The sequence below is a fragment of the Aggregatimonas sangjinii genome, from assembly GCF_005943945.1.
Lineage (GTDB): Bacteria > Bacteroidota > Bacteroidia > Flavobacteriales > Flavobacteriaceae > Pelagihabitans > Pelagihabitans sangjinii.
Genome location: NZ_CP040710.1, coordinates 4,424,363 through 4,449,796, shown reverse-complemented (window position 1 = coordinate 4,449,796; position 25,434 = coordinate 4,424,363). Strand labels below are relative to the sequence as shown.

26 protein-coding genes are annotated in these 25,434 nt (G+C 43.4%); 9 read left to right on the top strand and 17 right to left on the bottom strand.

What is annotated here, in order from left to right; all coding sequences use genetic code 11:
• Window positions 1–93: 93 nt before the first annotated feature.
• Complete coding sequence (rsmI, locus tag FGM00_RS18565) at window positions 94–765, bottom strand: 16S rRNA (cytidine(1402)-2'-O)-methyltransferase (RefSeq protein WP_138854356.1); 672 nt, start codon at window positions 763–765, stop codon at window positions 94–96.
• 152 nt (window positions 766–917) lie between these two features.
• Complete coding sequence (locus FGM00_RS18560) at window positions 918–1,607, bottom strand: hypothetical protein (RefSeq protein ID WP_138854355.1); 690 nt, start codon at window positions 1,605–1,607, stop codon at window positions 918–920.
• 131 nt (window positions 1,608–1,738) lie between these two features.
• On the opposite strand from FGM00_RS18560, the gene FGM00_RS18555 reads away from it, so the two are divergent.
• The 5 genes from FGM00_RS18555 (at window position 1,739) to FGM00_RS18535 (ending at window position 7,490) form a co-directional block, all read left to right on the top strand.
• Window positions 1,739–2,383, top strand: a complete 645-nt coding sequence (locus tag FGM00_RS18555; protein ID WP_138854354.1) for a thymidine kinase — start codon at window positions 1,739–1,741, stop codon at window positions 2,381–2,383.
• Complete coding sequence (gene alr / locus FGM00_RS18550; protein WP_138854353.1) at window positions 2,376–3,485, top strand: alanine racemase; 1,110 nt, start codon at window positions 2,376–2,378, stop codon at window positions 3,483–3,485. The genes FGM00_RS18555 and alr overlap by 8 nt, the downstream gene beginning before the upstream one ends.
• A 79-nt stretch (window positions 3,486–3,564) precedes the next feature.
• Window positions 3,565–3,972: a large conductance mechanosensitive channel protein MscL gene (gene mscL, locus FGM00_RS18545; protein WP_138854352.1), complete on the top strand. Its 408-nt coding sequence runs from the start codon at window positions 3,565–3,567 to the stop codon at window positions 3,970–3,972.
• A 241-nt stretch (window positions 3,973–4,213) separates the two neighbouring features.
• Window positions 4,214–5,203 (top strand): aspartate-semialdehyde dehydrogenase, encoded by a 990-nt coding sequence (locus FGM00_RS18540; protein WP_138854351.1) that lies wholly within the window; start codon window positions 4,214–4,216, stop codon window positions 5,201–5,203.
• Window positions 5,204–5,333: 130 nt separating this feature from the next.
• Window positions 5,334–7,490, top strand: a complete 2,157-nt coding sequence (locus FGM00_RS18535) for a prolyl oligopeptidase family serine peptidase (RefSeq protein WP_138854350.1) — start codon at window positions 5,334–5,336, stop codon at window positions 7,488–7,490.
• Window positions 7,491–7,518: 28 nt separating this feature from the next.
• Here the strand turns inward: FGM00_RS18535 and FGM00_RS18530 are convergent, their stop codons facing one another.
• Window positions 7,519–8,202, bottom strand: a complete 684-nt coding sequence (locus tag FGM00_RS18530) for a hypothetical protein (protein ID WP_138854349.1) — start codon at window positions 8,200–8,202, stop codon at window positions 7,519–7,521.
• A gap of 226 nt (window positions 8,203–8,428) precedes the next feature.
• On the opposite strand from FGM00_RS18530, the gene FGM00_RS18525 reads away from it, so the two are divergent.
• Window positions 8,429–9,406 (top strand): ABC transporter ATP-binding protein, encoded by a 978-nt coding sequence (locus FGM00_RS18525; protein WP_138854348.1) that lies wholly within the window; start codon window positions 8,429–8,431, stop codon window positions 9,404–9,406.
• 133 nt (window positions 9,407–9,539) lie between these two features.
• A complete protein-coding gene (gene arfB / locus FGM00_RS18520) occupies window positions 9,540–9,917 on the top strand; it encodes an alternative ribosome rescue aminoacyl-tRNA hydrolase ArfB (RefSeq protein ID WP_394344413.1) in 378 nt (125 codons plus the stop codon).
• Window positions 9,918–9,944: 27 nt separating this feature from the next.
• Here the strand turns inward: arfB and FGM00_RS18515 are convergent, their stop codons facing one another.
• The 12 genes from FGM00_RS18515 to pdxA form a co-directional block, all read right to left on the bottom strand.
• Window positions 9,945–10,394: a 3-oxoacyl-ACP synthase gene (locus tag FGM00_RS18515; RefSeq protein ID WP_138854346.1), complete on the bottom strand. Its 450-nt coding sequence runs from the start codon at window positions 10,392–10,394 to the stop codon at window positions 9,945–9,947.
• Between the two features lie 5 nt (window positions 10,395–10,399).
• Window positions 10,400–11,515 carry an NAD(P)/FAD-dependent oxidoreductase gene (locus FGM00_RS18510; protein WP_138854345.1) on the bottom strand — a complete coding sequence of 372 codons (1,116 nt, stop codon included), beginning with the start codon at window positions 11,513–11,515 and terminating at the stop codon, window positions 10,400–10,402.
• 266 nt (window positions 11,516–11,781) lie between these two features.
• Window positions 11,782–13,179, bottom strand: a complete 1,398-nt coding sequence (locus FGM00_RS18505; RefSeq protein WP_138854344.1) for a hypothetical protein — start codon at window positions 13,177–13,179, stop codon at window positions 11,782–11,784.
• 13 nt (window positions 13,180–13,192) lie between these two features.
• A complete protein-coding gene (locus tag FGM00_RS18500; protein ID WP_138854343.1) occupies window positions 13,193–15,175 on the bottom strand; it encodes a DUF4836 family protein in 1,983 nt (660 codons plus the stop codon).
• A 14-nt stretch (window positions 15,176–15,189) separates the two neighbouring features.
• The gene (locus FGM00_RS18495; RefSeq protein ID WP_138854342.1) at window positions 15,190–15,876 is read right to left on the bottom strand and encodes a hypothetical protein; all 687 of its coding nucleotides are present in this window, start codon (window positions 15,874–15,876) and stop codon (window positions 15,190–15,192) included.
• Between the two features lie 194 nt (window positions 15,877–16,070).
• On the bottom strand, window positions 16,071–17,420 hold the full coding sequence (gene accC / locus FGM00_RS18490; protein ID WP_138854341.1) for an acetyl-CoA carboxylase biotin carboxylase subunit: 1,350 nt from the start codon (window positions 17,418–17,420) through the stop codon (window positions 16,071–16,073).
• A 107-nt stretch (window positions 17,421–17,527) separates the two neighbouring features.
• The gene (accB, locus tag FGM00_RS18485) at window positions 17,528–18,013 is read right to left on the bottom strand and encodes an acetyl-CoA carboxylase biotin carboxyl carrier protein (RefSeq protein WP_138854340.1); all 486 of its coding nucleotides are present in this window, start codon (window positions 18,011–18,013) and stop codon (window positions 17,528–17,530) included.
• Window positions 18,014–18,036: 23 nt separating this feature from the next.
• Window positions 18,037–19,032 carry a beta-ketoacyl-ACP synthase III gene (locus tag FGM00_RS18480; RefSeq protein ID WP_138854339.1) on the bottom strand — a complete coding sequence of 332 codons (996 nt, stop codon included), beginning with the start codon at window positions 19,030–19,032 and terminating at the stop codon, window positions 18,037–18,039.
• Window positions 19,033–19,238: 206 nt separating this feature from the next.
• Window positions 19,239–19,433, bottom strand: coding sequence for a 50S ribosomal protein L32 (rpmF, locus tag FGM00_RS18475; RefSeq protein ID WP_138854338.1), 195 nt, complete (start codon window positions 19,431–19,433; stop codon window positions 19,239–19,241).
• A 7-nt stretch (window positions 19,434–19,440) separates the two neighbouring features.
• Window positions 19,441–19,971, bottom strand: a complete 531-nt coding sequence (locus tag FGM00_RS18470; protein ID WP_138854337.1) for a YceD family protein — start codon at window positions 19,969–19,971, stop codon at window positions 19,441–19,443.
• A 281-nt stretch (window positions 19,972–20,252) separates the two neighbouring features.
• Window positions 20,253–21,080: a prolipoprotein diacylglyceryl transferase gene (lgt, locus tag FGM00_RS18465; protein WP_138854336.1), complete on the bottom strand. Its 828-nt coding sequence runs from the start codon at window positions 21,078–21,080 to the stop codon at window positions 20,253–20,255.
• A 67-nt stretch (window positions 21,081–21,147) separates the two neighbouring features.
• The gene (gene pdxA, locus FGM00_RS18460; RefSeq protein WP_138854335.1) at window positions 21,148–22,194 is read right to left on the bottom strand and encodes a 4-hydroxythreonine-4-phosphate dehydrogenase PdxA; all 1,047 of its coding nucleotides are present in this window, start codon (window positions 22,192–22,194) and stop codon (window positions 21,148–21,150) included.
• A 139-nt stretch (window positions 22,195–22,333) separates the two neighbouring features.
• On the opposite strand from pdxA, the gene FGM00_RS18455 reads away from it, so the two are divergent.
• Complete coding sequence (locus tag FGM00_RS18455) at window positions 22,334–22,921, top strand: riboflavin synthase (RefSeq protein WP_138854334.1); 588 nt, start codon at window positions 22,334–22,336, stop codon at window positions 22,919–22,921.
• Window positions 22,922–22,985: 64 nt separating this feature from the next.
• On the top strand, window positions 22,986–23,321 hold the full coding sequence (locus FGM00_RS18450; protein WP_138854333.1) for an NAD(P)H-dependent oxidoreductase: 336 nt from the start codon (window positions 22,986–22,988) through the stop codon (window positions 23,319–23,321).
• A gap of 49 nt (window positions 23,322–23,370) precedes the next feature.
• On the opposite strand, the gene FGM00_RS18445 is transcribed toward FGM00_RS18450, so the two are convergent.
• Together FGM00_RS18445 and FGM00_RS18440 are read right to left on the bottom strand one after the other, a co-directional pair.
• Window positions 23,371–24,567: a glutathionylspermidine synthase family protein gene (locus FGM00_RS18445; protein WP_138854332.1), complete on the bottom strand. Its 1,197-nt coding sequence runs from the start codon at window positions 24,565–24,567 to the stop codon at window positions 23,371–23,373.
• Window positions 24,564–25,400 carry a type 1 glutamine amidotransferase gene (locus FGM00_RS18440; protein WP_138854331.1) on the bottom strand — a complete coding sequence of 279 codons (837 nt, stop codon included), beginning with the start codon at window positions 25,398–25,400 and terminating at the stop codon, window positions 24,564–24,566. The genes FGM00_RS18445 and FGM00_RS18440 overlap by 4 nt, the downstream gene beginning before the upstream one ends.
• Window positions 25,401–25,434: the final 34 nt, after the last annotated feature.

The following is a 25,434-nucleotide window of genomic DNA, read 5'->3' as shown; positions in this document are numbered from 1 at the left end:
TTTTGCGGTGCTTGTTTATTGCTTGTGATCAATGTGAAACATATAGTAAGTCTGAGCCTGTCAAAGAATAACCCGCTACTCCACTAAGCTAGCTTACTTTTTTCCCGCAACGACGATTACGATTTCCCCTTTCGGTGGTTTTGCGGTATAATGTTCCAACACCTCCGTGGCCGTACCCCTGACTGTTTCTTCATACAGTTTAGTCAGCTCCCGCGAGACGGAGACCAGTCTATCCGCCCCGAAATATTCAACCAATTGCGATAAGGTCTTTAACAACTTATGAGGCGATTCGTATAGAATAATCGTTCGTGTTTCTTCGGCCAGCAATAGCAATCGTGTTTGCCTTCCTTTTTTTACGGGTAAAAAACCCTCAAAAATAAACTTGTCGTTGGGCAGTCCGCTATTGACCAAAGCGGGAACAAAGGCAGTTGCCCCGGGGAGACAATCGACAGCAATTTGGTTTTCGACACAAGCCCGGGTCAACAGAAATCCCGGGTCGGAAATTGCGGGGGTGCCTGCATCCGAAATGAGGGCCATGGTCTCCCCTGCTTTTAAGCGCTTTACCAAGGCATCGACCGTTTTATGCTCATTGTGCATATGATGGCTTTGCATGGGCGTACCGATTTCAAAATGCTGTAAAAGCTTTCCGCTGGTGCGTGTATCTTCGGCCAGGACAACATCCACTTCCTTTAAAATCCTGATGGCGCGAAGGGTCATATCCTCTAAATTGCCAATCGGTGTCGGCACTAAGTACAGTTTTCCCATTTCCTATAATTGATTAAAACAAGTGTTTATGTATTGAACACCCCATTAGATGACTCTAGATTTCCCGACAAGGTAAGGAGTGCCATCAAATCTGGTCATAAAAAAGCCCTTCATCATTCAGACAAAGGGCTTTATAAATTCTTTTGACGGAATCACGCGAACCTACGTTCGATCAAACGCATAAAACGTTGGGCGTATTCTTCCTTACCTTCCCAATTGTTGTAATCGGGCATGACCATATTTTTGATAAAGGCGATCGAGCGTTCTTCCGTATCTATGGTAGCCAATTGCGACAAAACGCGGTTGTAGTCTTCCATACTTCCATTGAATAGGTGCTTTACGAAGGCGAGCCGGTTGTTTAAATCAACCTTGAACTCCTTTGCACTCAACTTATCGTTCAATGATTTTGTTTTGACCTTTTCTTTACGCGTTTCCCCTGTTGAGGGCATGAACAACTCCTTATCGTTCTTAAGATAGTTCGGAGTTCCGAGAAATTCGGCCAAAACCTCATCTACAGGAGCTTCGTTAGGCATTTCGGAAACCATATCCTTAATGGTATCCATTCCCGGTATCATAATGTCCTCTTCGTGCGGATTACTTTCGGGAACCTTCGTATTTTCATTCAACACCGCCGTCGCCATCTTTTCGAACCTTTCTGCGAGGATGTTTTTAGAAACGTCTATTTCGATATGGTTTAGTTTCTCTTCGATAAATTTGAGTACTGCCAGCTTTTCATACAACTCCTTTGCGGCTTCGTATTGCTCGGAAATACTATCTTTATCGCTATGAACGATAATATCGGTACATAATTTACGAAGTTCTTCTTTTAGTTTTTTCTTCATCGGTATACGATTTCAACATCATTCAATAGCACTGAACAAAAGTTATGCCTTTTTTGTTAATTTTATCTGTGTATAAAGAAGAACGAAAAAAGGCACTACTTTCGTCTAAATTCTAGGCTTAAATTTACAAAATGTTTCTCGAAAATACTGTTAACCACAAAGAACAATTCGGATGGATCGAAGTTATCTGTGGTTCTATGTTTTCAGGGAAAACAGAAGAGTTGATACGCCGCTTGAGACGCGCTCAGTTCGCAAAGCAACGAGTGGAGATTTTCAAACCTATGGTCGATACACGATATGATGAAGATATGGTGGTCTCCCACGATGCCAACGAGATTCGCTCTACTCCCGTTCCCGCTGCGGCCAATATTCGTATTTTGGGTGATACCTGCGATGTTGTCGGCATTGATGAGGCCCAGTTTTTCGATGATGAAATCGTAACCGTTTGCAATGACCTGGCGAATAAGGGAGTTCGCGTTGTAGTAGCCGGCCTCGATATGGATTTTAAAGGTAATCCTTTTGGGCCCATGCCCGCCCTTATGGCCACGGCCGAGTATGTTACTAAAGTGCATGCCATTTGCACGCGAACCGGCAACCTTGCCAACTACAGTTTCCGAAAATCGAGCAATGACAATTTGGTATTGCTCGGAGAAACCGGAGAATATGAGCCTTTGAGTCGCGCGGCCTATTATAAAGCCATGTTGAAGGAAAAAGTGAAAGAGTTACCCGTTGATGCCGAGGAAATCAGTTCAAAAACCAAGAAATCGAATGGGTAAGGCGACCGAAACGACATTGGAAATCGATTTCGGTGCCCTAGAACACAATTACCACTTCTTAAGAGGAAAGTTAAAACCCGATACCAAATTCCTGGCCGTAATGAAAGCCTTTGCCTATGGCAGTGATGCAGAGCGTATCGCTTTGAAAATGCAGGCTTTGGGGGTAGATTATTTTGCGGTCGCCTATAGCAAAGAAGGTATTGCACTTCGCAAGGCAGGCATTCAAAAGCCCATTTTGGTTTTACACCCATTGCCGCTGCATTTCGAAGAACTCATCTCGCATTGTCTGGAACCCAGTATTTATTCCAGAAAAGTATTGCTCCAATTCTTAAAAACGGCTAAAAAACTGGCGCAAACCAATTATCCCGTTCACCTGAAATTCAATACTGGCCTTAACCGTTTGGGGTTTGCGGAAAAGGACATTGATTTCATAACAGAGGAATTAAAACAACAGGATGAAATAAAGGTCATTTCTAATTTTTCCCATCTGGCGGCGTCGGAAGATGCCAATGAAAAAGATTTTACGCTAAGACAAATCAAACGTTTCGATCGTATCGCCGAGACGATAGCCTTGCAATTGGGCTATCGACCCTTTCGGCACTTATTGAATACCTCCGGTATCTTGAATTATGCCGAAGCCCAGTACGACATGGTGCGCAGCGGTATTGGTCTGTACGGCTATGGCAACCATCCCGAAATTGACAAGCGGTTAAAACCCGTAGCCATCTTAAAAACGGTTATTTCACAAATTCATGAAATCGCACCTGGGGATACCGTTGGGTATAATCGTGCTTTTATCACGAAAGACTATCGCATGACCGCCACACTACCTTTAGGTCATGCCGATGGTATCGGTCGACAATACGGTCAGGGTAACACCTTTGTGACCGTAAATGGGGAGATGGCCTTTATCGTAGGGAACGTTTGTATGGACATGATTATGATCGACGTAACCGGAATAGCCTGCAAAGAAGGTGATGAGGTCATTGTTTTTGGCCATCACCCTTCGGCGGAAACGTTTGCTGCCACGGCCAATACGATATCGTACGAGTTGCTTACGGGAATATCCCAGCGCGTAAATCGTACATTCATAGGATATTAAAGAATTTCATTAACTTTTAATTAGGAAGTATTTTTTTCCTACTTTAGCGTACTAATTAACCAGTTAAAATACTATAATCATGTTAAAAGAATTCAAAGATTTTATTATGACGGGCAACGTCATCGAGTTTGCGGTGGCCGTTATCATGGCAGGTGCCGTTGGTGCCGTTGTGAATGGGTTTGTATCCGATATTGTGATGCCGATTGTCGGTTTCTTTTCCGGAGGTGTTAATTTCGACAATTTATTCTACATTCTTGGGGATGGCGAATTTGCCTCTCTTGCTGCTGCCGAAGAAGCGGGCGCCGCGGTAATTGCGTGGGGAAGGTGGGTCAACACCATCGTAAGTTTGGTCATTATCGGTTTGGTAATGTTTATCATTATCAAAGGGTACAACAAGATGCGCGCGCCAGAGCCCGAACCGGCGCCAGCAGGACCTACTGCAGAAGAGCTACTCGCTGAAATTAGGGATGAGTTGAAAAAATCATAAAGTCATACGCCTGAATCAGGAGAACCGCTACACTAATCAAACCCCTGTCGGAAGACGGGGGTTCTTTTTTTGTAGGTTTCATGCTCATCAATACCTATAGGGTTGCCGGTATTTTATGTCAAATGAAATCAATTTTGGTTGTTATATTTGAAACTTTTTGTTGTATTTGTTTGATTTACGGTTTTTACGCTTGTACATGAGTTCAGGTTGGCCTACTTTTGTCAACCTAAAATGAGAGTTGATGAAAGTCGCAGTGGTAGGCGCTACCGGAATGGTAGGCGAAGTAATGCTCAAAGTATTGGCAGAACGTAATTTTCCGATTACCGAGTTGCTCTTGGTGGCCTCGGAAAGATCGGTAGGAAAAAAACTAGCCTACAAGGGAAAAGAACATACCATTATCGGGCTTTCCGACGCTGTCGCGGCCAAACCGCAAATTGCCATTTTTTCGGCGGGCGGCGATACCTCTCTTGAATGGACACCCAAATTTGCCGAAGTGGGCACTACGGTAATCGATAACTCCTCGGCTTGGCGCATGGACCCTGATAAGAAGCTGGTCGTTCCAGAAATCAACGCGGGGAAATTGACGTCGAGCGATAAAATCATCGCCAACCCCAACTGTTCGACCATACAATTGGTTATGGCCCTATCGCCCCTGCATATCAAGTACAAGATGAAGCGTGTGGTTATATCTACATACCAATCGGTATCTGGGACTGGGGTCAAAGCTGTTCGCCAATTAGAGAACGAAATTGCAGGTATCAAGGGCGAAATGGCCTATCCCTATCCTATTAGCAGAAATGCTTTACCGCATTGCGATGTCTTTATGGAAAACGGATACACAAAAGAAGAGATGAAACTTGCACGAGAGCCCCAGAAAATTTTAGATGATCGTACTTTTTCTATCTCTGCCACCGCAGTGAGAATTCCTACGGCGGGAGGCCATTCGGAATCCGTAAACGTTGAATTCGAAAATGATTTTACAGTGAACGAGGTGCGGCAACTCCTAAACGATACACCCGGGGTAACCGTTCAGGATAATCCCGACACAAATACCTATCCGATGCCAATCTACGCACATGATAAGGACGAGGTTTTCGTAGGCCGTATTCGTAGGGACGAGACCCAGCGCAATACCTTGAACATGTGGATCGTCTCGGATAATTTACGAAAAGGTGCCGCGACCAACGCAGTGCAAATCGCAGAATACTTGGTCAAAAACCAATTGGTATAATATGATATTCTAACATAGAATTATTTTCGTATTTCATTGAAGACCTCCTTCCAAAAACGTTAAGCAAACGTAAAATACATCGATTTCCTTTCTTTTTGTGGTATTTTTAGGGCATATCAATTTATAAAAAATGAAAAGAATCTATCCCACCTTAATGGTTCTCGCCTTACTATTTTCCTGTGAATCAGAAACCAAAAAAGAACCTATTGCCGTGAACTATCCCTTAACTCCAAAAGTCGATACCGCTTACACTCATTTTGGAACAGAGGTCAAGGACCCCTACCGTTGGCTGGAAGATGATCGCAGCCCTGAAACCGAGGCATGGGTTAAAGCGCAGAATGAGGTGACCTTTGGCTATTTGGAAAAAATTCCATTTCGTGCGGACTTAAGAAATAGATTGGAGAAACTCTGGAACTACGAAAAAGTAAGTTCTCCTTTCAAAGAAGGGAACTATACCTATTTCTATAAAAATAATGGATTGCAAAATCAATATGTAGTCTACCGACAGCAAGACGGTGGTGAAGCGGAAGTCTTCCTAGACCCGAATACCTTTTCCGAGGATGGCACAACATCGCTTGCAGGGCTTAGCTTTACGAAGGATGGTTCAATGGCCGCGTACATGATATCCGAAGGGGGTAGTGATTGGCGCAAAGCAATCGTATTGAACGCAGCCACCAAAGAAATAGTTGAAGATACCCTTGTCGACATTAAATTTAGCGGCTTGTCTTGGAGAGGTAATGAAGGTTTTTACTATTCTAGCTACGATAAGCCAAAGGGTAGCGAGCTGTCGGCTAAAACCGACCAGCACAAAGTGTATTTCCACAAATTGGGAACTCCCCAAAAAGAAGATCAACTGGTCTATGGTGGAAAATCGAATGAAAAACATCGCTATGTCGGTGCCGGGGTTTCCGAAGATCAGAATTACCTGATCCTCTCGGCAAGAACATCAACTTCTGGTAACAAACTTTTCATTCAAAACCTCAAAGATCCAAACGGATTACTCGTTCCTGTGGTGTCCGACACCGATTCTGATGTATCTATAATAGAAAATGTAGGCTCCAAGCTATATATTGTTACGAACAGGAATGCCCCGAACACAAAAATAGTAACGGTTGATGCGACGAACCCCGCTCCAGAAAACTGGAAAGATTTCATTCCCGAAACGGAAAATGTGCTCACCCCGAATACCGGAGGGGGTTATTTTTTTGCGGAATATATGGTCGATGCCATTTCGAAAGTGCTCCAATACGATTATAACGGTCAATTGGTACGGGAAGTTAATTTACCGGGAATCGGCAGCGCGTCCGGCTTCGGGGGGAAGAAAGAGGATAAGGAATTCTACTATTCCTTTACCAACTACAAAACTCCGGGAACCTCTTTTAAATATAACGTCGAGAGCGGAGAATCCGCGGTGCATTGGAAACCTGAAATAGATTTCAATCCCGATGACTACGAAAGCAATCAAGTTTTTTATGCCTCAAAAGACGGCACTAAAATACCTATGATCATTACACATAAAAAAGGGCTTGAGCTGAATGGTAAAAATCCTACCATACTCTATGGTTATGGCGGCTTCGATATTAGTTTAACACCCTCGTTCAGCATTGCCAATACCGTTTGGATGGAACAAGGCGGCATTTATGCCGTACCGAACCTCAGGGGCGGAGGGGAATACGGAAAAAAATGGCATAATGCCGGAACCAAAATGCAGAAACAAAATGTTTTCGATGATTTTATCGCTGCCGCGGAATATTTAATCAGTGAAAAATATACGGCCTCTGAATATCTGGCCATTCGAGGAGGCAGTAATGGTGGGCTTCTGGTAGGCGCTACAATGACCCAAAGACCCGATTTGATGAAAGTTGCCCTGCCCGCAGTGGGCGTGATGGATATGTTGCGCTATCATACCTTTACCGCCGGGGCCGGATGGGCTTACGATTACGGTACCGCAGAAGATAGCAAGGAAATGTTCGAATACTTAAAAGGATATTCCCCTGTTCACAATGTAAAGAAAGGCGTAGCATACCCCGCCACTTTGGTCACTACCGGAGACCACGATGATCGTGTGGTACCCGCACACAGTTTTAAATTTGCAGCGGAACTTCAGGAAAAGCAGGCCGGTACGAACCCGACATTGATTCGTATCGAAACCAATGCGGGGCATGGTGCCGGGACCCCCGTGAGTAAGACCATAGCGCAGTATGCCGACATCTTCGGCTTTACGCTCTATAATATGGGGTTTGAAGATTTACCGAGCAAGGCCGTACTAAAAGAATTCAAGGAGTAATTTCAAAACGATTACTGTGCTGCTGGTACTATTTACTATGGAGTAAATACTGATGGAGATATACTTGTTCGTCCGATGAGTTTTTGATCAGAAAATAGAAGTACCAAACGATGATACTTAACAAAATCATTTCTCCACCGTCCTCTAGCATTCCGAAAAAGTAGCTGATGTTGTCTTTGGCCTCCGTAAAATAAGAATGAACCATATCAACGACAATTGCAAAGAACAAAAAGAGTCCTAGAAGGATTCCAATATCCAAAAAGACCTTTTTTATTTGGTCACTCCCTTTGACATAGGCAAAAATCAATAGCGGTATAAGGGCTAAGCCACATAGAGCGGCGTAGGTTAGCTCTCCCCAATCTTGTGCCCGGAGTCCCCAGTACGCTTTTAAATCAAAGAGATTCATTAAGAACGCGCCACAGGTCTCGTGGAACTCGAAAGCGTCATCAATAAAGAAAAGTACGAACAGCAAAAACCAGAAGATAAAGACGTGCTGATTTTTTTTAATGATCAAAAAACTGCACATCAGAATGATCAGTATAAATTTAAGATATTGGTACATCTCCGGAATACCTCCTTCTTCGGTCAATGACATGAATGGCCCTCCCCAATCGTATAAAATAAGGGCGAGATGCCCTATAAAGAAAATAATATCAATGGTAAGTAGGATTACCAAGCACAGATTCGTGTCTTTTCGGGAGAAACTTTTCAAAACATCATGTAGGTTAAAATTGATTGGCGGACCGGCAAATTTAATAAAATGTTCAATTATATAACCTAAAAAACCGATTTTGTTGAATTACGACTACTATGTATTCGGAAATAATCACATGTTTTCGTCTAAATACACCTAAAACTGCGTATCTATCAATAATTCTTTAGAATCACCGTTTCTAGTGTATAAACAAGCACCTAAGAATCTCAACCAAATACAAAAAATGCTTCACGTCGACCATGTTTCTTTTGCCTATGATGAGGTTCCTGTTTTAGAGGATATCAATCTTAACGTAAAAAAGGGCGAACATGTTGCCATCATCGGTGAAAGTGGCTGCGGCAAAAGCACCCTCCTAAAGATCATCTATGGCCTTTTGCAGATAAACATAGGGGAAGTGTATTGGGGCGAACAACAGGTATTAGGGCCGCTGTACAATCTAGTTCCAGGAGAGCCTTATATGAAATACCTCTCACAGGACTTTGATTTGATGCCTTATACTACCGTAGCCGAAAACATTTCGCAATACCTTTCCCATTTTGAGCCTGAAGCACTAAAAGAGCGCACCGATGAACTTTTGCAGATGATCGAAATGGTTCCTTTTGCCAAAACAAAAGTGAAATATTTGAGTGGTGGCCAGCAACAACGTGTTGCCCTAGCTCGGGTATTGGCACAAGAACCGGATATATTGTTGCTAGACGAGCCCTTTAGCCACATCGATAACTTTCGTAAGAACACCCTTCGTAGAACCTTATTCCAATACCTTAGAAAGAAAGGGGTAACCGTGCTTACGGCAACCCATGATCATAACGACATGCTGCCATTTGCAGATAGGGTAGTCGTCTTAAGGAATACGAAGATCATCGCTAAGGACAATCCGAAAAACCTATACCAAAGACCACAGGATATCTATATCGCTTCACTATTTGGCGAGGCCAACAAAATCCCGATAAACATTATCAAGTCGTATGCCGATACAAAGAGGCGTATTATCGTCTATGCCCACGAATTCAAGGTCTCCGAAAAGTCAGGTCTGGAGGTTACCGTCACAAGTTCTTTCTACATGGGCGGGCATTACCTTATCGAAGGTATCTATGAAAATCAAAAGATTTATTTTCACCACCACATGGTCATTGAAGAAGGTTCGCATATTTTCTTGAATATCGCTATAGAAGTTATCAATAAGCGAATGTCGGGTATGTGATAACCTGTGCTTAAATCGCCTTTTCGAGACCAAAAGACCTTTCCTAAAGCATAGTACAAAAGCGTGAAAAGCCCTGTTTTACGTATTTTTATCCAAAATATAGAAACTGGATAAAGACCGGATTATACAGGAATTGAATTTCAAAGCGGTACGCAGCAGTGGTGCCGGCGGTCAACATGTAAATAAGGTCGCTACCAAAATCGAACTCTCTTTTGTAGTCCAAAATTCCAACGGGCTGACCCAACAAGAAAAAAACCGCATCTTGCTCAAGTTGGGTAACCGTCTTACCAAAGAACATGTTTTACTGCTACAATGTGACGAAAGTCGCAGCCAGCACAAGAATAAAGAGCTTGTCATCAAACGATTGCTCGAGCTTCTGGAAAACGCGATAAAAATTCCTAAAAAAAGAAGGAAGACCAGACCCAAAAGATCGGCTATTGAAAAACGGATAGCCTCCAAAAAACGGAACGCACAGAAAAAAGCAAATCGCGCCAAGCCGAGCTGGGATTAAAAAACCGCTATTCCCAAGTTTTCAGATTTATCGTATTTCAAGAATTTCGATGCGCTCCCCATTAAAAGTAAAGAAGTCACCAACTGACTTTCCGAAGACATGCACGCCAATCGGTGTGGCCGCCGATATACAGAAGACGTGGTCATCCCCGATGACGCATTCCCCTGCCGATACCGCCAAGAAATAGTCGGCCTTCGAGGCCTTTACCCAACTGCCTAAAGTAACAACGGCCGATGGCCGGGCAATAGGTATTCTAGATAATGTAGTCTCCATTTTTTCCGCCTCTGCCAATTGTTGGCCTAATTTCTCCCGTTCCAGTTGCAGCATGGCACGACCCGTTTCGTGTTTGTCTCCCGCACTACTTTTTGTTTCGGAATTCAGAGCTTCTTGAATGCCTTTGATGCTATCCTGTATGTTTGAAAGTCGATTTTCGATATAGCGCTTACAAAATGCGTAGAGTTGTTCTTTGATCATCATACCAATTAGTCTATAAGATCGGCCAATTCATTTCCTACCGAACTACCTATGGCGATTCCCATTCCTCCCAACCGCACTCCACAGTACACATTGTTCGATACCTGTTTTACAATCGGTCTTTTTTGGTTGCCAACACCCATAATCCCACTCCAGCTTCGGTCTAGTTCAAATTGGGTTTCGGGTAAAATGACTTCCTTCAATAGTTTTTTTAATTGCTTCTGAATCACATCGGTTTTTCCGAATTTATAGGTCGTTTCGTTCTCGATATCAAGATTTCTTCCACCTCCGAAAAGAATGCGGTTATCGATGTTTCGAAAGTAATAGTAGCCTTCATCCAAATGAAAAGTGCCTTTTATGTGAAGGTTTTGGATTGGTTTGGTCAATATCACCTGCGCACGTGCGGGCTGAATGTCTTCCTGTAGCAGTTGTGCCGCGAAACCGTTGGTCGCCATCAGAATCTTTTTAGAGTTAAATTCAAATTGGTCCGTTTTTACGGTAACCGAACCTCCATTGTCATCAATCTCTTCTACGGAAACCCCGTTCAGTAGTTGCACATTATTCTGTTGTACTTTCCGTAAAAGGGAGACCATCATTTTACCCGTATCGATTTGCCCTTCCAGTACGTTGGTAATGTATTGCTCGTTGATGTTTTTAAAACGAAAGCTGTTGGCATTCGTCTGAAAGGCATTGACCCCGAAAACGGGATACAACAGTTCATTCATCTTGGAAATGCTCTCCATGCACTCTTCGAACAGTTCTTGCCCTTTTTCCACGAAAAGCTCATGCCCCCCAAGTTGTTGAAAATCGATAGCGGCATCACCTAAATTTTTACGTAGCATTCGAATGCCATCATATCGCTTTTGAACCAACTGCTGCACCTCTTGCTCGGAATGCTGCCGCAAATCGGACAAAACTTCCGAAATACTTCCAAAACAGGCAAATCCCGCATTTTTAGTACTGGCGCCCTGAGGCAAAATTCCCTTCTCCAACACCAGTATTTTGGCTTTAGGAAAACGGATACTTAGGGATAGGGCCGTGTTCAGGCCAACAATGCCGCTACCTATAATGGTAAAATCTACATTGTACAGCCAGGTCTTATACTCCCAATAACTTAGGTTCATAAGACTAAATTACGAACAAATATGTGGTGCGGGGCGGCTTGGTAGCGGCATTTCATACGGAAAGAAGAAAAACGATCTCATATACCCTAAACCGACCAGCTGGTCTATTTTGGATTAAGAAGAAATAACACCCCTTAAAACAACCCTCGATTATTGGGGGTCGTTCATCGACGAAGCACAATAAAGATGGGGGCTTATCGACATCATGCAACACCAACCGACCTACCGGTCGGTAAGTGCATACCGTTTCTTCGGTATCTAATGACTTATTGAATGGAATCTAGAGGCTTTTTTAGCGCCAGTTGTGAGAGGATATTGATATTGGGATGAGTTGCGGTCAGCTCCCCATGCACCATCACCTGGTTTCCTTCTTTTTGTGTAGCGAATACTTTCATTTCCCTTAAATCGGCAACGTAGGGACCCAATCGCGGAACATCCATATCAGCAGTCAGTTTTCGAAAATCGATGCGACAACCAAAAAAGCTTGAACTAAGTTGTTTCTGAGCAACGAGGTTTTCTTCAAATGTGTCAAAAACGGTATTCATGGACCCTTCCTTCACATAAAGCGTGTAAAGAGGAAAAGGCTTGAAGATTCCGTTGGTGTCGATTGCCTTTTGTGCAATCAGATAGTCCTTTAAACTTTGATTTTCCCCACCTAGGGTGATGTGTGCCTTGGGTACTTGTCGCTCTTGCAGGGAAAGTTCCTCGACCTTTTCGAAATTGTCGTCATAGTCATAGGTGATGACCGTGTCCAATTGCTTGGTCGTACCAGCAATCGCCAGGCTAAGGAAACCGTTGGTGCGGTTGGCCAACTCCGATACGTTCAAGGCGTTCTTTTGAAAAAATGAAACGGATTCTAAGACATTTACGACTTTTTCCTTGTTCAAGGCGTTTTCAAAATTCGCATCCAAATACATCATAAAAGATGTATCGGGTATGCTGTCAATACTGATTTCCGATTGAAATCTTTGCGGGTTGTCGGTAAGGATATTTCCAGCGATAAGAGCCTTTCCATCCTCGAAATCAAGAGTAATGTTGCCGCTTGAATTTGCAAAGATCACATGATTATCATGATCCGCAAGTGCCGTAATCAAGGAATGATCACCATCGGAAATCGTTTTTCCATCGGTCAGGACATCCTTAAAAATAGAATGGAATGATTCCGGTTTCTGATCTAGAGCTAGGGCAAAAACCAGCTGTTCGGTATTCCATGCCAAAATAATTTTCGATTTTTCAATTTTGGCGAATTGGTAATCCGAATTTGGAGTCTCGTCGACCGTAGCTGATTTTTTTTCCAGTTCTTTGGCGATATACGCTTCAAATGACTTCGAATCCTTTATTTCAAGGGTGCCAAAAAAAGTGTTTTCGATATCTGGAACCGTGAAAAGAACAAGGTTGTAAGGAGACAAATCGATACCCTTGTCAGGCGCATCTTCATCATCGGATTTCGAAAATTTTGTCTGCTCGTAATAAAATAAGGGCGCGGCAAGTGCATCCAAGATCAAAGTTTCCTTTATGTCATGAATCCCGATTTTTATGGCACTATCAGCATTAACATGTACCTTACCGAGCAAAGAACTCGTTTGCTGAAGTTCTTTGTACCCGAAATATGCAATGGCAAAAAGGGCTAAAATTATGAGGACAACTTTTAGGAACCGTCTCATCGCATTTCTAAAACTAGTCGATAAAGGCTTCGATCATATTAAGAAAGTAGTCAAAACTATTCTCGTGCCCAGATGTGGCGGTGTTCCAAATCATTTCACCCTTCATGGTATTGCCTTTGATTTTTTCAAAGCGGAATTGTACATCTTCCGTGTTTTGGGTTAGAAATCCGATTCGATCCCTTAATTCCGAAGGATAAGAGTCTACAGGAATCTGAGCGATGATTTTTTTACCGTTCACATACATACTGCTTACGTTCTTCTTCATGTTCTTTTTATGATCTCCAGAAAGTTTGGAGGCAAAGGAGCCTGTATTGATGGCCATCATATCCCTTTTTGAACTTCCCATGAAACATATACCGTCTTTGAACATCACATAGATATCGAATGGGGAAGAACTGCCCATTGTTGCAATCTTATACATACCGTTTATCGCTTCCAGTTCTCCTTCTCTTACACCTATTCGCACCAATCTATCGAAGAGTCCTTTTTGTTCGGACGAGAACATGAACATAAAATCAGGTACGGTCTCGGTTTTGGTCTTTTCGACCTCGACAGTATTGTAGGCTTCATCGTATTCATAGTCGATATAGGTAACGGTACGCTCAGAAAGGTCGTTCAATACTAAAAGCATATCACCCCGTATGATTTCAGCGGCAGCTTCCTCATCGATAAGAATTCGGAACAAATACGTCCCCAAACTAACCGCATCACCATACGTATTCGATTCTTTTCCTGAAAACATCGAATCCATTAAATCCGGATAAGCGTTCAACATGCCCTCAACGCTCATATTTACCGACCAATAGCCCAACATACGGTCTTCGTTTATAAAATCGGTAAACTTGGAGTTGAGCTTACCATCGTACATTTGTTTGTAGAGGTCGACCATTTCATCGTTCATCGTGTAGACCGTCTTAATGGCAGCGTGGTCTTCTTCAAAATCGAGTTTTGCCGCAATGGACATGCCTCCGTAGAGCTTATCGATATCCATAAAACTATAGGGGTTTGCTGCACCGAATAGATAGCTACCATAGGCGGCGTCTTTGTAGATTCCGCCAAAATCGGCTACCCAGGCGCTAGCCTCTTCCTTACCATTGCCAACGCTGTTAAGATAGCTCTCGTTTTTCATGATACTGCCTTGGGGGTAGTTTCCGGCCATTACGGTCTTTGCCTTTTGCAAGGTGGCAAGGGCTAATTCTTTTCTTTTTGCTTCCCGTTGTGCTTCGCGCGCTTTCCGCTTGGCCTCTTGTTCGGCTTGCGATCTCTGGTACTCTTCGCTGTTGTAATAATCGTTGTAAGACTCGGTTGACTCGATTACGATTTCCTCAACGACTTCTTCGGCCTCTTCCACCGCGTCTTTAGCATCGGCAGGTCCTTCTTCTATTTCAACTTCCTCGATGGTTATCCCGTAATTCGATTCCTCTTCGGTCTCCTCTTCTACAGCTCCTTCGATCATCTCTTCGGTTACGGCAGACTCTATTTGCAAATCATCGTAGTAACCGTAATCATCGTAGTAATCGTTAGAATCTGATTGGTCCGCAGCGAATATCACGACCATGGTATTATTGTTCCATAAAGTAACCATATTGTCATACTCTTCTTGCATGTACGAAAGTCCGTTCTCATTAACGATTTTTTCTTTTTCCCTTTCGCTCAAAAGGCTTTCAAAGCCTTTTGAATCTTTTAAAGGAATCAGAAAGCAGTTCGTAAACACGCCTTCTTTTACGTCTAGGAAATAATAGAAATTCTTTTCCAAATCGAAACCGGCATCGGCGATAGCCGTTATTTTTCCATCGGTTTTTTGACTCAACTCCTTACCGAGCATCTGGCCCAACTTGGAATTCGAAAAATCGTTTACGGAAACCAGCTGTGTAAGCCGTTCCCCTTTTATCGTTACCACAGCGGCGGCATCGGAAGGTATTTTGGTGCTTAGGTCCTGTGCGGAAAGCCCTAGGGTGAAGCAATATATACTTATGGATAGAATTACTTTTTTCATTTTTGATTTTGGTTTTATCGGGTCAGTTGAATTTTATTTTGGACATTTTTTGCTCCAGTGATAAAGGACATTGCATCAACACGCAACATCACGGCCTTTTTGTTCGGTGCGATCTTCGCGTTTTCGTTGGATACACTTTTTACGGCGTCTTTGAAGCGATAAATACAGGTATAACTGGCATCATCGAATATTTTTTTATCCTCGTCGTTCAAGCGCGCGAAAGACTTCTTGATACTTGAATCGTACTTGAAATTGCGTAGAAATGTTCCAGTGTTTCCGTTAAAGGTGAAGTTCTCGGTAGTAAAACTGGTGCCACCATTCCTATTCTGCTTTTCAATCAGGTCTTTAAAAATAGCATTGATGTGCTCTACTTTCTTAAAGTCGCAGGCGATGGTAAAAACATAGTTATCCATGTCTTTTGTTTTCTTGATATTGCTGATACCATCCGTTTTTTCTAAATGCGACACCACATCTTTCATCGCCTCGTTCATATCGTCCTCGGTCGGAATCTTATAACCATTAATGCTATCCAGCAACATGATAGAGGCCACTTTGGTCTTGCTTTTGCTCATATTCAGGGTGACGAGCATACTTCCGCTGCCATCGGCGTTCAAGTTGATTTCCTCCAAAATCTCGAAACAGCTGGTGCTGCAAAGGAGCATTACGAATAACGAACTGTAGACAATGGTTTTTCGAAACATCTATTTCGTTTAATGAGTTGTTTTGTTAACTATTTTATTTGCCGAAAATTGTACAGCTATCGTACCAAAACCACTATTGACTGCAAAAATGGGGTGAATTTTTAGAAGAACGGAACTTGTAAACCGTGAAAATGCCTCCCTGAAAAAGGGGAGGGGTATCAAAAAGCCCCGCACGATGGCGGGGCTACTAATGCTTATTCATCCAGGGGTTCCATCTCGAAGTCTTCCATAAACTTGGTGGTGTAATTCCCGGCCAGATAGTCGGGGTGATCCATTAATTGTCTATGAAACGGAATGGTGGTTTTTATTCCCTCGATTACAAATTCATCCAACGCACGTCTCATTTTATTGATAGCCTCCTCCCTGGTCTGGGCAGTGGTAATCAATTTGGCGATCATGGAGTCGTAGTTCGGCGGTATTGAATAGCCGCTATAGACATGGGTGTCCATACGAATACCATGCCCGCCCGGTATATGTAGCGTAGTGATTTTACCGGGGGAGGGCCTAAAATTATTATAGGGATCTTCAGCGTTGATACGACATTCTATGGAATGTAGTTTTGGTATGTAATTTTTTCCAGAAATCGGGACGCCCCCGGCCACTAGGATCTGCTCACGGATCAAATCGTAATCGATGACCTGTTCGGTGATCGGATGTTCTACCTGAATTCTGGTGTTCATTTCCATAAAGTAGAAATTCCGATGCTTGTCTACCAAAAATTCTACGGTTCCTGCGCCCTCATATTTGATATACTCTGCTGCCTTGACGGCCGCTTTGCCCATATCGTTCCGAAGTTTATCGGTCATAAAGGGCGAAGGCGTTTCTTCGGTCAATTTTTGGTGCCTTCGCTGCACGGAACAGTCTCTTTCGGATAGATGGCAGGCTTTGCCATACTGGTCGCCTACAATCTGAATTTCGATATGGCGTGGTTCCTCGATCAACTTTTCCATATACATTGCGCCATTTCCAAAGGCCGCCGAGGCTTCCTGTACGGCACTGTTGTAAAGGTCCTCCATTTGTTCTTCCTTCCAAACGGCGCGCATTCCTTTACCACCACCTCCAGCGGTAGCCTTTATCATAACGGGATAGCCCATTTTTTTGGCGGTTTTCTTCGCATCGGCTACATCTTTGAGCAAGCCCTCAGAGCCTGGTACACAAGGTACCCCTGCTGCTTTCATCGTAGCTTTTGCGGTTGCCTTGTCTCCCATTTTATCGATATGTTCCCCAGAGGCTCCGATAAATTTAATATCGTGCTCGGCACATATTTTCGAGAATTTGGAGTTTTCCGAAAGAAAGCCATATCCGGGATGTATTGCATCGGCATTGGTAATTTCGGCAGCGGCTATAATGTTGGGAATCTTCAAGTACGATTCGCTGCTGGCAGCTGGTCCGATACATACGGCCTCATCGGCAAATCGTACGTGAAGGCTTTCCTCGTCGGCCTTTGAATAGACCGCCACGGTTTTAATGCCCATCTCTTTGCAAGTACGTATAACACGAAGTGCTATCTCTCCCCTATTCGCAATCAGTATTTTTTTGAACATAATTCTTTTGAATTCCAAACGTCAAATTCCAAGTCAGCCGGCGCAGCGGCAGGTTCCCGTTCCACAAACTAAATTGATGCCCGGGCCTTGAAACCTTAGGTTTATTATTAAGATGGATCTACCAAAAAGAGTGGTTGGTCGAATTCTACCGGAGAAGAATCATCGACCAATATCTTGACGATCTTACCAGAAACCTCCGATTCGATATCGTTGAACAATTTCATAGCCTCGATAACACACAGCACATCCCCTTTGGAAATGGTATGGCCTACCTCTACGAAAGAAGGTTTGTCTGGCGAAGGCTTCCTATAAAAGGTCCCGATAATGGGTGATTTGATGGTAATGTACTTGGCGTCATCCGCTGCACCATCATCGCTTTTGGGCGCTTGCTGGGCAGGGGCATCGGTTTGTGGTGCGGCCGCTGGTGCCGGTGCTTGCGCCATCGGAATTTGTTGAACGATGGTCGTTTCTTGACCCGTGTTCAGTGCACCTGTTCTAATGGTGATTTTTACATCATCCATTTCCAATTTTACCTCTGTAGCCCCGGATTTGGCCACGAACTTGATCAGGTTTTGAATTTCTTTGATATCCATGTAAACGTTTTTAGAAAGATATGTTAGTTATATGCCCATTTTAGGTAAATCGATCCCCATGTAAATCCGCCACCAAAAGCGGCAAAGACAAGATTATCCCCTTTCTTGAGCTGGTTTTCGTAATCGTGCAATAGCAACGGCAGGGTTGCCGATGTGGTGTTCCCATAGCGCTGAATGTTCATCAACACCTTATCTCCGGAGATGCCCATTCGTTTGGCCGTAGCATCTATGATACGTTTGTTGGCCTGATGTGGTACCAACCAGGAAACATCGGTATGATCCAAATCGTTTCGCTGCATTATACGCTCCGCTACATCGGCCATATTCGAAACAGCAAATTTAAATACCGATTTCCCGTCTTGAAAAATGTAATGTTGGCGTGCTTTTACGGTTTCCATCGAAGCTGGTAAAATGGAGCCCCCAGCCGGCATACCCAGGAATTTGCGACCGGAGCCGTCCGATCTAAGGTATTCGTCCTGTAAGCCAAGGCCTTCGGTATTGGGTTCGAATAAAACCGCTCCCGCACCATCCCCGAAGATGATACAGGTAGTGCGATCAGTATAGTCCAAAATAGAGGACATTTTATCGGCCCCTATCAAAAGTACTTTTTTATACCTGCCCGATTCAATATAGCTAGCGGCCGTAGACATCCCGTACAAGAAACTGGAGCATGCCGCCAATAGGTCATAGGCGAACGCATTTTTGGCTCCGATTTCGGTGGCAACGAAAGCCGCCGTTGAAGCGACCATACTATCAGGGGTGGCCGTGGCGACAATGACAAGGTCGATTTCAGCAGGGTCTAGATCCGTTTTATGCAATAGGTCTACGGCAGCTTTGATAGCCAAATAAGAAGAACCTTCCCCTTCGTCAGCCTTAAGCAGACGTCTTTCCTTGATTCCGGTTCGGGTGGTGATCCATTCGTCGTTCGTTTCTACCATTTCTTCCAACATGCTGTTGGTCATCACAAATTTCGGAACATATCCGCCTACGGCGGTGATGGCTGCTGTTAGTTTACCCATGCTGTAAGTTGCTTTTTCATCAAAAACATGCAAAAATGGCACAAAATTGTTGAAAATTAGTCAATTCTCAGGACTTTTTACCGAAAAACGTTTTCTTTTACACAAGGATTTATGGTTCTAGACAAAAAGGATTTCTAAAGATCAAAAGGCACAAAAAAACTCCCTTCCAAATGGAGGGAGTTCAATTTTATCGGATGAAAGGGTTCTTAAGCTTCTGCCTCGGTCTTATCGATCAAGACCTGCCCTTTATAATATAGTTTTCCTTCGTGCCAATGTGCTCTATGGAACAAATGCATTTCACCAGTTGTAGGGTCAGTGGCCAAAGTAGGTGCTACCGCCTTATAATGTGTTCTTCTCTTATCCCTTCTGGTTCTCGATATTTTTCTCTTAGGATGTGCCATTACTTACTTATTTATCCGTTATTAACTTTTTTAAAGCATCCCATCGGGGATCGTTATCGTCTTTATTTTCCTTTATTTCCTTTGGTCTTAGGGCATCTAATCTATCTAAAGCTTCCGATTTTAATGTTCCATCGGCGATTCCCGGATGCGTACGCTTTTGTGGGACCGCCAATACGAGCATTTCATAGACGTATTGTGCTATATTGATTTTATGCTCCCCATGTGGTATGATTAAAATTTCATCATCTTCATCGTTGTACGCTTCCCCGAACTTGACTACCAATTGCAGATTCGATGCAACGGGTTGGTCAAAAGGTTCACCGGTAACGTCGCAAAGTACGTTTACGGTACCATTTGCATCAAAATCGAGTTCTAACATGGTGCTGGCGATGTTCAACCCGACGTCTACTGAAATAGCCGCTGCATTAAACTCTTCATACCCAAAAGACTCAAAGAACGTATTCTCGATCTGATACTCAAACTGGTGCTTTCCTTGCTTCAATCCTGAAAAAGGAATGTTGTATTCCTTATGTTCCATCCTTTTCTACACTAATTCAATCGAAATACCCGTCTGAATGACGGGCTGCAAAGATACTATTATTTTGATAATGAACAATTCTTAGCTAAAAGAAAAAAGAGCAGGGAAAAAAGCCCGTTTCGCTGATAGAAAAAAAAACCAAGACTATAGTTTTAAGTTGAAATCAATTCACCGCGGAGACCCATCTTCAATGACTTCCAAAGGAACTGATCTGGAGCTGTTTTTTGCATACGATCTATGCAGCGCCCTTTTGGGAGGGTAGGTTTGAACCCTATTTGTTATTATCCCAGGTGCACCAGATGCCTTTTCCTACGGAGAATCAGTACAAGGCCTAAAATTATGCACGGGATACTCAAAATTTGTCCCATGTTCAACGTCATTGAATCTTCAAAGCCCACTTGATTTTCTTTATAAATTTCTATTACAAACCTTGCCGTAAAAAACAACATCAAGAACACTCCTAGGATAAGTCCGTTCGATGTCATCTTAGTTGCTCTTTTATAAATCAGGACCAATAGTCCGAATATCAAAAGATAGGAACATGCCTCATAGAGTTGCGTCGGGTGCCTGGGAATCAGATCATCCCGTTCAAAAACAAAGCCCCAATTCCCACTTGTAGGTTTCCCATAAATTTCCGAGTTCATAAGATTTCCAATCCTGATTAGCGCTGCGGTAACCGTAGACCCAATGGCGACCCTATCCATTATCCATAACATATTCGTTCGAGTTTTTCGTGCATAAATGAGTATCGCGATTACTATTCCTATTAGGCCACCATGGCTTGCAAGTCCTTGAAAACCGATAAACTCAAACGCTTCCCCGACCTTTTTAATCGGTAAAATGATTTCAAGAGGGTTCTGAAAATAATAGGTTGGTTCGTAGAAAAAACAGTGCCCGAGTCTTGCTCCCAAGAATGCCCCGATCAAAATATAGGTGGATAGCTGCTCCAGATTGCTTAAAGGAATCTTCTCTTTTTGGTAAATCTTCTTTATAATTAGGTAAGCGAAACCAATCCCAAGCGCCCATGAAAGGCCATAATATCGAATCGGGAAACCGAGAATTGAAAAAATTTCCGGATCTACATCCCAATAGATTATTCCGTTTTTCATGTTCGAATATTTACCATGCCTACTCCGGTTACAGATTATGGATAAACCAAGAATTTGGATGCAAGAATCATCGCCTCACCTTTTGCTTCTGCAGCGGGTTTTCGGTCAGCTGGGCGTATTCCTCGCGGTTCTTGAAGATTTGGATTGCCGTGAAGACGGCTTCTTTAAAAGAGCTGTGGTCGGCCTTTCCTTGCCCAGCGATTTCATAAGCCGTGCCGTGGTCCGGCGATGTACGCACTTTTCGCAATCCCGCCGTATAGTTTACGCCTTTCCCAAAGGAAAGTGTTTTAAACGGGATGAGCCCCTGATCATGGTAGGCGGCCAAAATCGCATCAAAATTCCTGTAGCCGTCCGAGCCGAAAAAGCTATCTGCCGAATAGGGCCCGAAAACCAAGTGTCCTGCATTGGACATTTCCTTGATGACCGGTTTTAGGACGGCATCGTCCTCAGTACCGATGACGCCATTATCGCCACTGTGCGGATTGATGCCCAAGAGGGCAATTTTGGGACGGCGGACACCAAAATCCATCGTAAGCGATTTCTCAATGGTACGCACTTTGGTACGGATTAAAATAGGGTTTATGGCGGCCGGGGCGTCTTTTACAGCCACATGATCCGTAAGCAGACCGATTCTCAAATCATCGGCGACCATGAACATTAAACTTTCCCCTTCCAGTTCTTGGGCTAGAAAATCGGTATGCCCGGGAAATTTAAAATCGTCGGCCTGTATGTTATTCTTATTGATCGGTGCCGTGACCAATACATCGATTTCATCGGTTTTTAATGCTTCGACCGCTGCTTTGAGGGATGCAATGGCCAATTTTCCCGCCTCTTCGGTAGCCTCGCCATACTTTAGTTCGGGAATTTCTTTCCAAACATTGAGCACATTTATTTTCCCATCGAGCGCTTTGGAACATTCTTGGATTCCGTTGTAATTGATATCGATATTCAAGGCATTTTTCTGCGCCGAGATGGTTTTGTTGGATGCGAAGATGATAGGGGTACAAAAATCGAGCATACGGGAATCCTCAAAGGTTTTTAAGACCACTTCACAGCCTATTCCGTTTAGATCACCAATTGATATCCCTAATTTTATTTTCCCTTTTTCGCCCATCTTATTCTTTACCTTTGTATGCCCCGCCCGAAACTTTTTAAAATAGTTTCTCTGGCCCAAAAGGGAGGTGAATGTTCATATCGCCTAACCTTTTAGCTTGGTTTGGACTAAATGTAAAATTACTTAAATTAAATGGAAGATGTTTACGGGAATAATCGAAACTTTAGGTGAGGTCGCCGAATTACGGAAGGAAGGAAGCAATCTACATATTACGATTGCCAGTCCGTTATCGAGCGAACTGAAAATCGATCAAAGCGTTGCCCACAATGGCGTTTGCTTGACCGTTGTTTCCGTAGATACTGGAATTTACACCGTAACGGCGATTGATGAAACCCTTCAAAAGACGAATCTTGGAAAATTACGGGAAGGGGAAAGGGTAAATTTGGAACGGGCCATGATCTTAGGCAGCCGGCTGGATGGTCATATTGTACAAGGTCATGTAGATCAGACCGGTGTATGTACCGCAGTTTCAGAAGAAGATGGTAGTTGGGTATTTTCATTCGAGTATGATGCGGCAAACGGCAACCCGACGATTGAAAAAGGTTCGATTACCATAGACGGCACCAGCTTGACCGTTGTTGATTCCGGCACCAATAGCTTTAGCGTTGCGATCATTCCCTATACTTATGAACACACTCGGTTCAATTCGTACCAAGTGGGTTCGGTGGTGAATTTGGAATTTGATGTGATCGGAAAGTATGTGGCTAAGTTGATGAAAGGGCGGTAGCGTGCAGTAAGCAATGGCGGTTTGCAGGACTGCATTAACTCGACAGCAGTGAGAAATTAGACGTATGAAGACCAGAAAGGTAGTCATTTTAGGAAGTTCTAGAGGCGACGGCGAAACACGACAGAAGGTAGATGCCCTTAAAACACTTTTACATTGCGAAATCATCGATTTACAGGAGTATCGCATTTCATTTTACGACTATCAAAATACCAACCATGATGACGATTTTGTTGGTCTGATGAAAAATATCATTGAGGGTTATGATGCGTTGATTTTTGCGACACCCGGGGGCCTCACCCGCAATCGCTCTGGCGATTACGACCTCTCCCAAGGAGAGGTAGGTAATTCGAATATTCGTCATTTTACTAGGTTGAGAACCTTGAGTTCGGATTACTCCTGAGTTAAGTATTCCTCGAGCTTGATTTCGTAGCCTTCCTTAAGTACAATAATTACTCCTCGAAAAAGCTAATGGAAGATCCGATCCAGGTTTCGTCTACTTGATGCGACACGTTGATCATTTCGCCTTTACTCATTCGGGTAAGGTTGATGACCGGTTTCAGCCTATTTTCTTCCTCACTCCAGATATAGAGCATGCGCAACTCGACTTTGGAATTCTTGGCGGTATTCGTCTTCACCAAGGGTTTGTACGCCACCTTTTGTTGCAGAATGTAATTTTGTTTGTCTTCGATGCCATCGAGAATCTCTTTTGTAGGGTGAAGATTGATGCCTTGTCCTGCGAAGGAAAACAAGGGTTTTAGTACGTAGTTGGACAGATTCAAATCGGAGGGAAAATTGTTCAGATAGTAGGATGCCGGCACATTCTTATGCTTCAGTAACGGCATAATACACTTTGAAATCACAAAAAACCAATCGGGATGCGTACACCATTCTACCTCGAGATCGTCGCTTAGCGTAAAGCTCGTCTGTAGGTTTTCGATACGTTCCAACTCATCGAAAATGACCCGGTTGTAGATGCGGTGAATCGGTATTTTTCGACCGTCTTTTTCATAAAAAAGCTTTTTCCCCTCTTTAATGACCTTTGTCATACAGACCACCTCGATACCCAAGGCTTTTTGCGTGGCCCAGAAGTCGATTCTCGTTTTCTGTTTTTCGGGAAAGACCTCAAGGAGGATGACATTTTCCGGATTGTAGCCGTTAAGGATTACCTTGCTAACGGCGGCATGATACCCTTGTTTGTTCAGGCCACTAAAGTAGTAGTGAAATCCTTCTTTTGGCATATTCGGATACGCTTTAATAAAAGCTTCACCCAAAAAAGGCTGGTAAAAAAATAAGGTCGGAAACGCTTGTAATTCGATAAGTTGCGGTGTAATTCCTCCTTTCCCATCATCGCATAAGCCAAAATCAATGGCCAAAAAGTCAGGTTTCCCCATAGGAAGGGGCGACTGCATTTCCTTTGGAACAAAAGTGTCCCGTATGTCGGCAAAATCGATTTGCCACAATTGTTCAATGATGGCATCACAGGCCGAGAAAACGGCGGCCTTTATTTCCTTACTGATAAAAACGGGGGTTTCCGAAATACGGAAAGCAGTAGGTTCTTTCAATTCCTTTACTACATGGTCAAGAAGGTCTTGATAAAACTCTTCTTTGAAATTGGCATTGAAGGCTTCCCTGATTTTCGGTATCATGCAGTCTGTAGTTTCGATTCGTCTATGGCCTTCGCAGCCAAATCTAGAAATCTCGGGATAATCGTGTGGTTGGTCTTCATGATCTTTCCGTCATCATCCAATTGCTCGATCATTTCGGTATATTTCTTTTTACCGTGTTTTTTGATGACCAGTTCCCTTTTTTCCTCTTTTACGAAATAGCGAAGCATCCCTTCGGCATCCGCTTCCGGATGAAACTGTGTGCCGAAAATCTCGTTGGAAAAACGAATGGCCATCACGGCACGCTCCAAGGGTACATTGGGCCGCATTTTTTCGCGACAAAGTACTTTCCCGTCCAGCGTATCCAACTTCCATTCCTTGGGACCTATGACTTGGTAATCTCTTGAATCAACTGCATAAAAGGGGTCTAGCAGACCTTCGAAAAGTACTTCCCTTTCCCCGCTCTTGGTTTTGAAAATGGGCAGGATTCCAAAAGAGGTACTGCGCCTTTTGGTCACACGGGCGACATCCCAATGCATGCAGGCCAATTGAAAGGAATGACAAATCAAAAACAAATGTTTCTTATCGGGTCTGGAAAGATTGTGCTGCAATAACGTATCGAGGAAAATAAAGTAGTTGTTCTCCCAAGCTTCCCCTGTAAGCAAGGGTGAACCCGGACCTCCAGAGGAAATAAAAATATCATAATCCGCAATATTCGGTACCTCACCGGTTACGCGGACATCAAAGGTATCGTAATGGCCTAAAATCCCATCTTTCGATAAAAAGTCGCCTGCCAACATCTTAATGCAGCGCATGCCCTCATTGGGCTCGCCGGCATTCATATCTAAAATCGCTATTTTATAGGTACTGTGCATTTTTTTTCTTTCATAACGCACGAAATGCGCATTT

Bases quoted from the DNA above. Each gene is read 5' to 3' on its own strand.
- mscL (WP_138854352.1), top strand. From the start codon at position 3,565: ATGTTAAAAGAATTCAAAGATTTTATTATGACGGGCAACGTCATCGAG.
- FGM00_RS18455 (WP_138854334.1), top strand. From the start codon at position 22,334: ATGTTTACGGGAATAATCGAAACTTTAGGTGAGGTCGCCGAATTACGG.
- rpmF (WP_138854338.1), bottom strand. From the start codon at position 19,433: ATGGCACATCCTAAGAGAAAAATATCGAGAACCAGAAGGGATAAGAGA.
- rsmI (WP_138854356.1), bottom strand. From the start codon at position 765: ATGGGAAAACTGTACTTAGTGCCGACACCGATTGGCAATTTAGAGGAT.
- alr (WP_138854353.1), top strand. From the start codon at position 2,376: ATGGGTAAGGCGACCGAAACGACATTGGAAATCGATTTCGGTGCCCTA.
- FGM00_RS18495 (WP_138854342.1), bottom strand. From the start codon at position 15,876: ATGTTTCGAAAAACCATTGTCTACAGTTCGTTATTCGTAATGCTCCTT.
- FGM00_RS18560 (WP_138854355.1), bottom strand. From the start codon at position 1,607: ATGAAGAAAAAACTAAAAGAAGAACTTCGTAAATTATGTACCGATATT.
- pdxA (WP_138854335.1), bottom strand. From the start codon at position 22,194: ATGGGCGAAAAAGGGAAAATAAAATTAGGGATATCAATTGGTGATCTA.
- FGM00_RS18515 (WP_138854346.1), bottom strand. From the start codon at position 10,394: ATGATGATCAAAGAACAACTCTACGCATTTTGTAAGCGCTATATCGAA.
- FGM00_RS18440 (WP_138854331.1), bottom strand. From the start codon at position 25,400: ATGCACAGTACCTATAAAATAGCGATTTTAGATATGAATGCCGGCGAG.
- FGM00_RS18535 (WP_138854350.1), top strand. From the start codon at position 5,334: ATGAAAAGAATCTATCCCACCTTAATGGTTCTCGCCTTACTATTTTCC.
- FGM00_RS18500 (WP_138854343.1), bottom strand. From the start codon at position 15,175: ATGAAAAAAGTAATTCTATCCATAAGTATATATTGCTTCACCCTAGGG.
- FGM00_RS18470 (WP_138854337.1), bottom strand. From the start codon at position 19,971: ATGGAACATAAGGAATACAACATTCCTTTTTCAGGATTGAAGCAAGGA.
- FGM00_RS18525 (WP_138854348.1), top strand. From the start codon at position 8,429: ATGCTTCACGTCGACCATGTTTCTTTTGCCTATGATGAGGTTCCTGTT.
- FGM00_RS18505 (WP_138854344.1), bottom strand. From the start codon at position 13,179: ATGAGACGGTTCCTAAAAGTTGTCCTCATAATTTTAGCCCTTTTTGCC.
- FGM00_RS18510 (WP_138854345.1), bottom strand. From the start codon at position 11,515: ATGAACCTAAGTTATTGGGAGTATAAGACCTGGCTGTACAATGTAGAT.
- accC (WP_138854341.1), bottom strand. From the start codon at position 17,420: ATGTTCAAAAAAATACTGATTGCGAATAGGGGAGAGATAGCACTTCGT.
- FGM00_RS18450 (WP_138854333.1), top strand. From the start codon at position 22,986: ATGAAGACCAGAAAGGTAGTCATTTTAGGAAGTTCTAGAGGCGACGGC.
- FGM00_RS18555 (WP_138854354.1), top strand. From the start codon at position 1,739: ATGTTTCTCGAAAATACTGTTAACCACAAAGAACAATTCGGATGGATC.
- FGM00_RS18480 (WP_138854339.1), bottom strand. From the start codon at position 19,032: ATGGGTAAACTAACAGCAGCCATCACCGCCGTAGGCGGATATGTTCCG.
- FGM00_RS18540 (WP_138854351.1), top strand. From the start codon at position 4,214: ATGAAAGTCGCAGTGGTAGGCGCTACCGGAATGGTAGGCGAAGTAATG.
- lgt (WP_138854336.1), bottom strand. From the start codon at position 21,080: ATGAAAAACGGAATAATCTATTGGGATGTAGATCCGGAAATTTTTTCA.
- FGM00_RS18445 (WP_138854332.1), bottom strand. From the start codon at position 24,567: ATGATACCGAAAATCAGGGAAGCCTTCAATGCCAATTTCAAAGAAGAG.
- accB (WP_138854340.1), bottom strand. From the start codon at position 18,013: ATGGATATCAAAGAAATTCAAAACCTGATCAAGTTCGTGGCCAAATCC.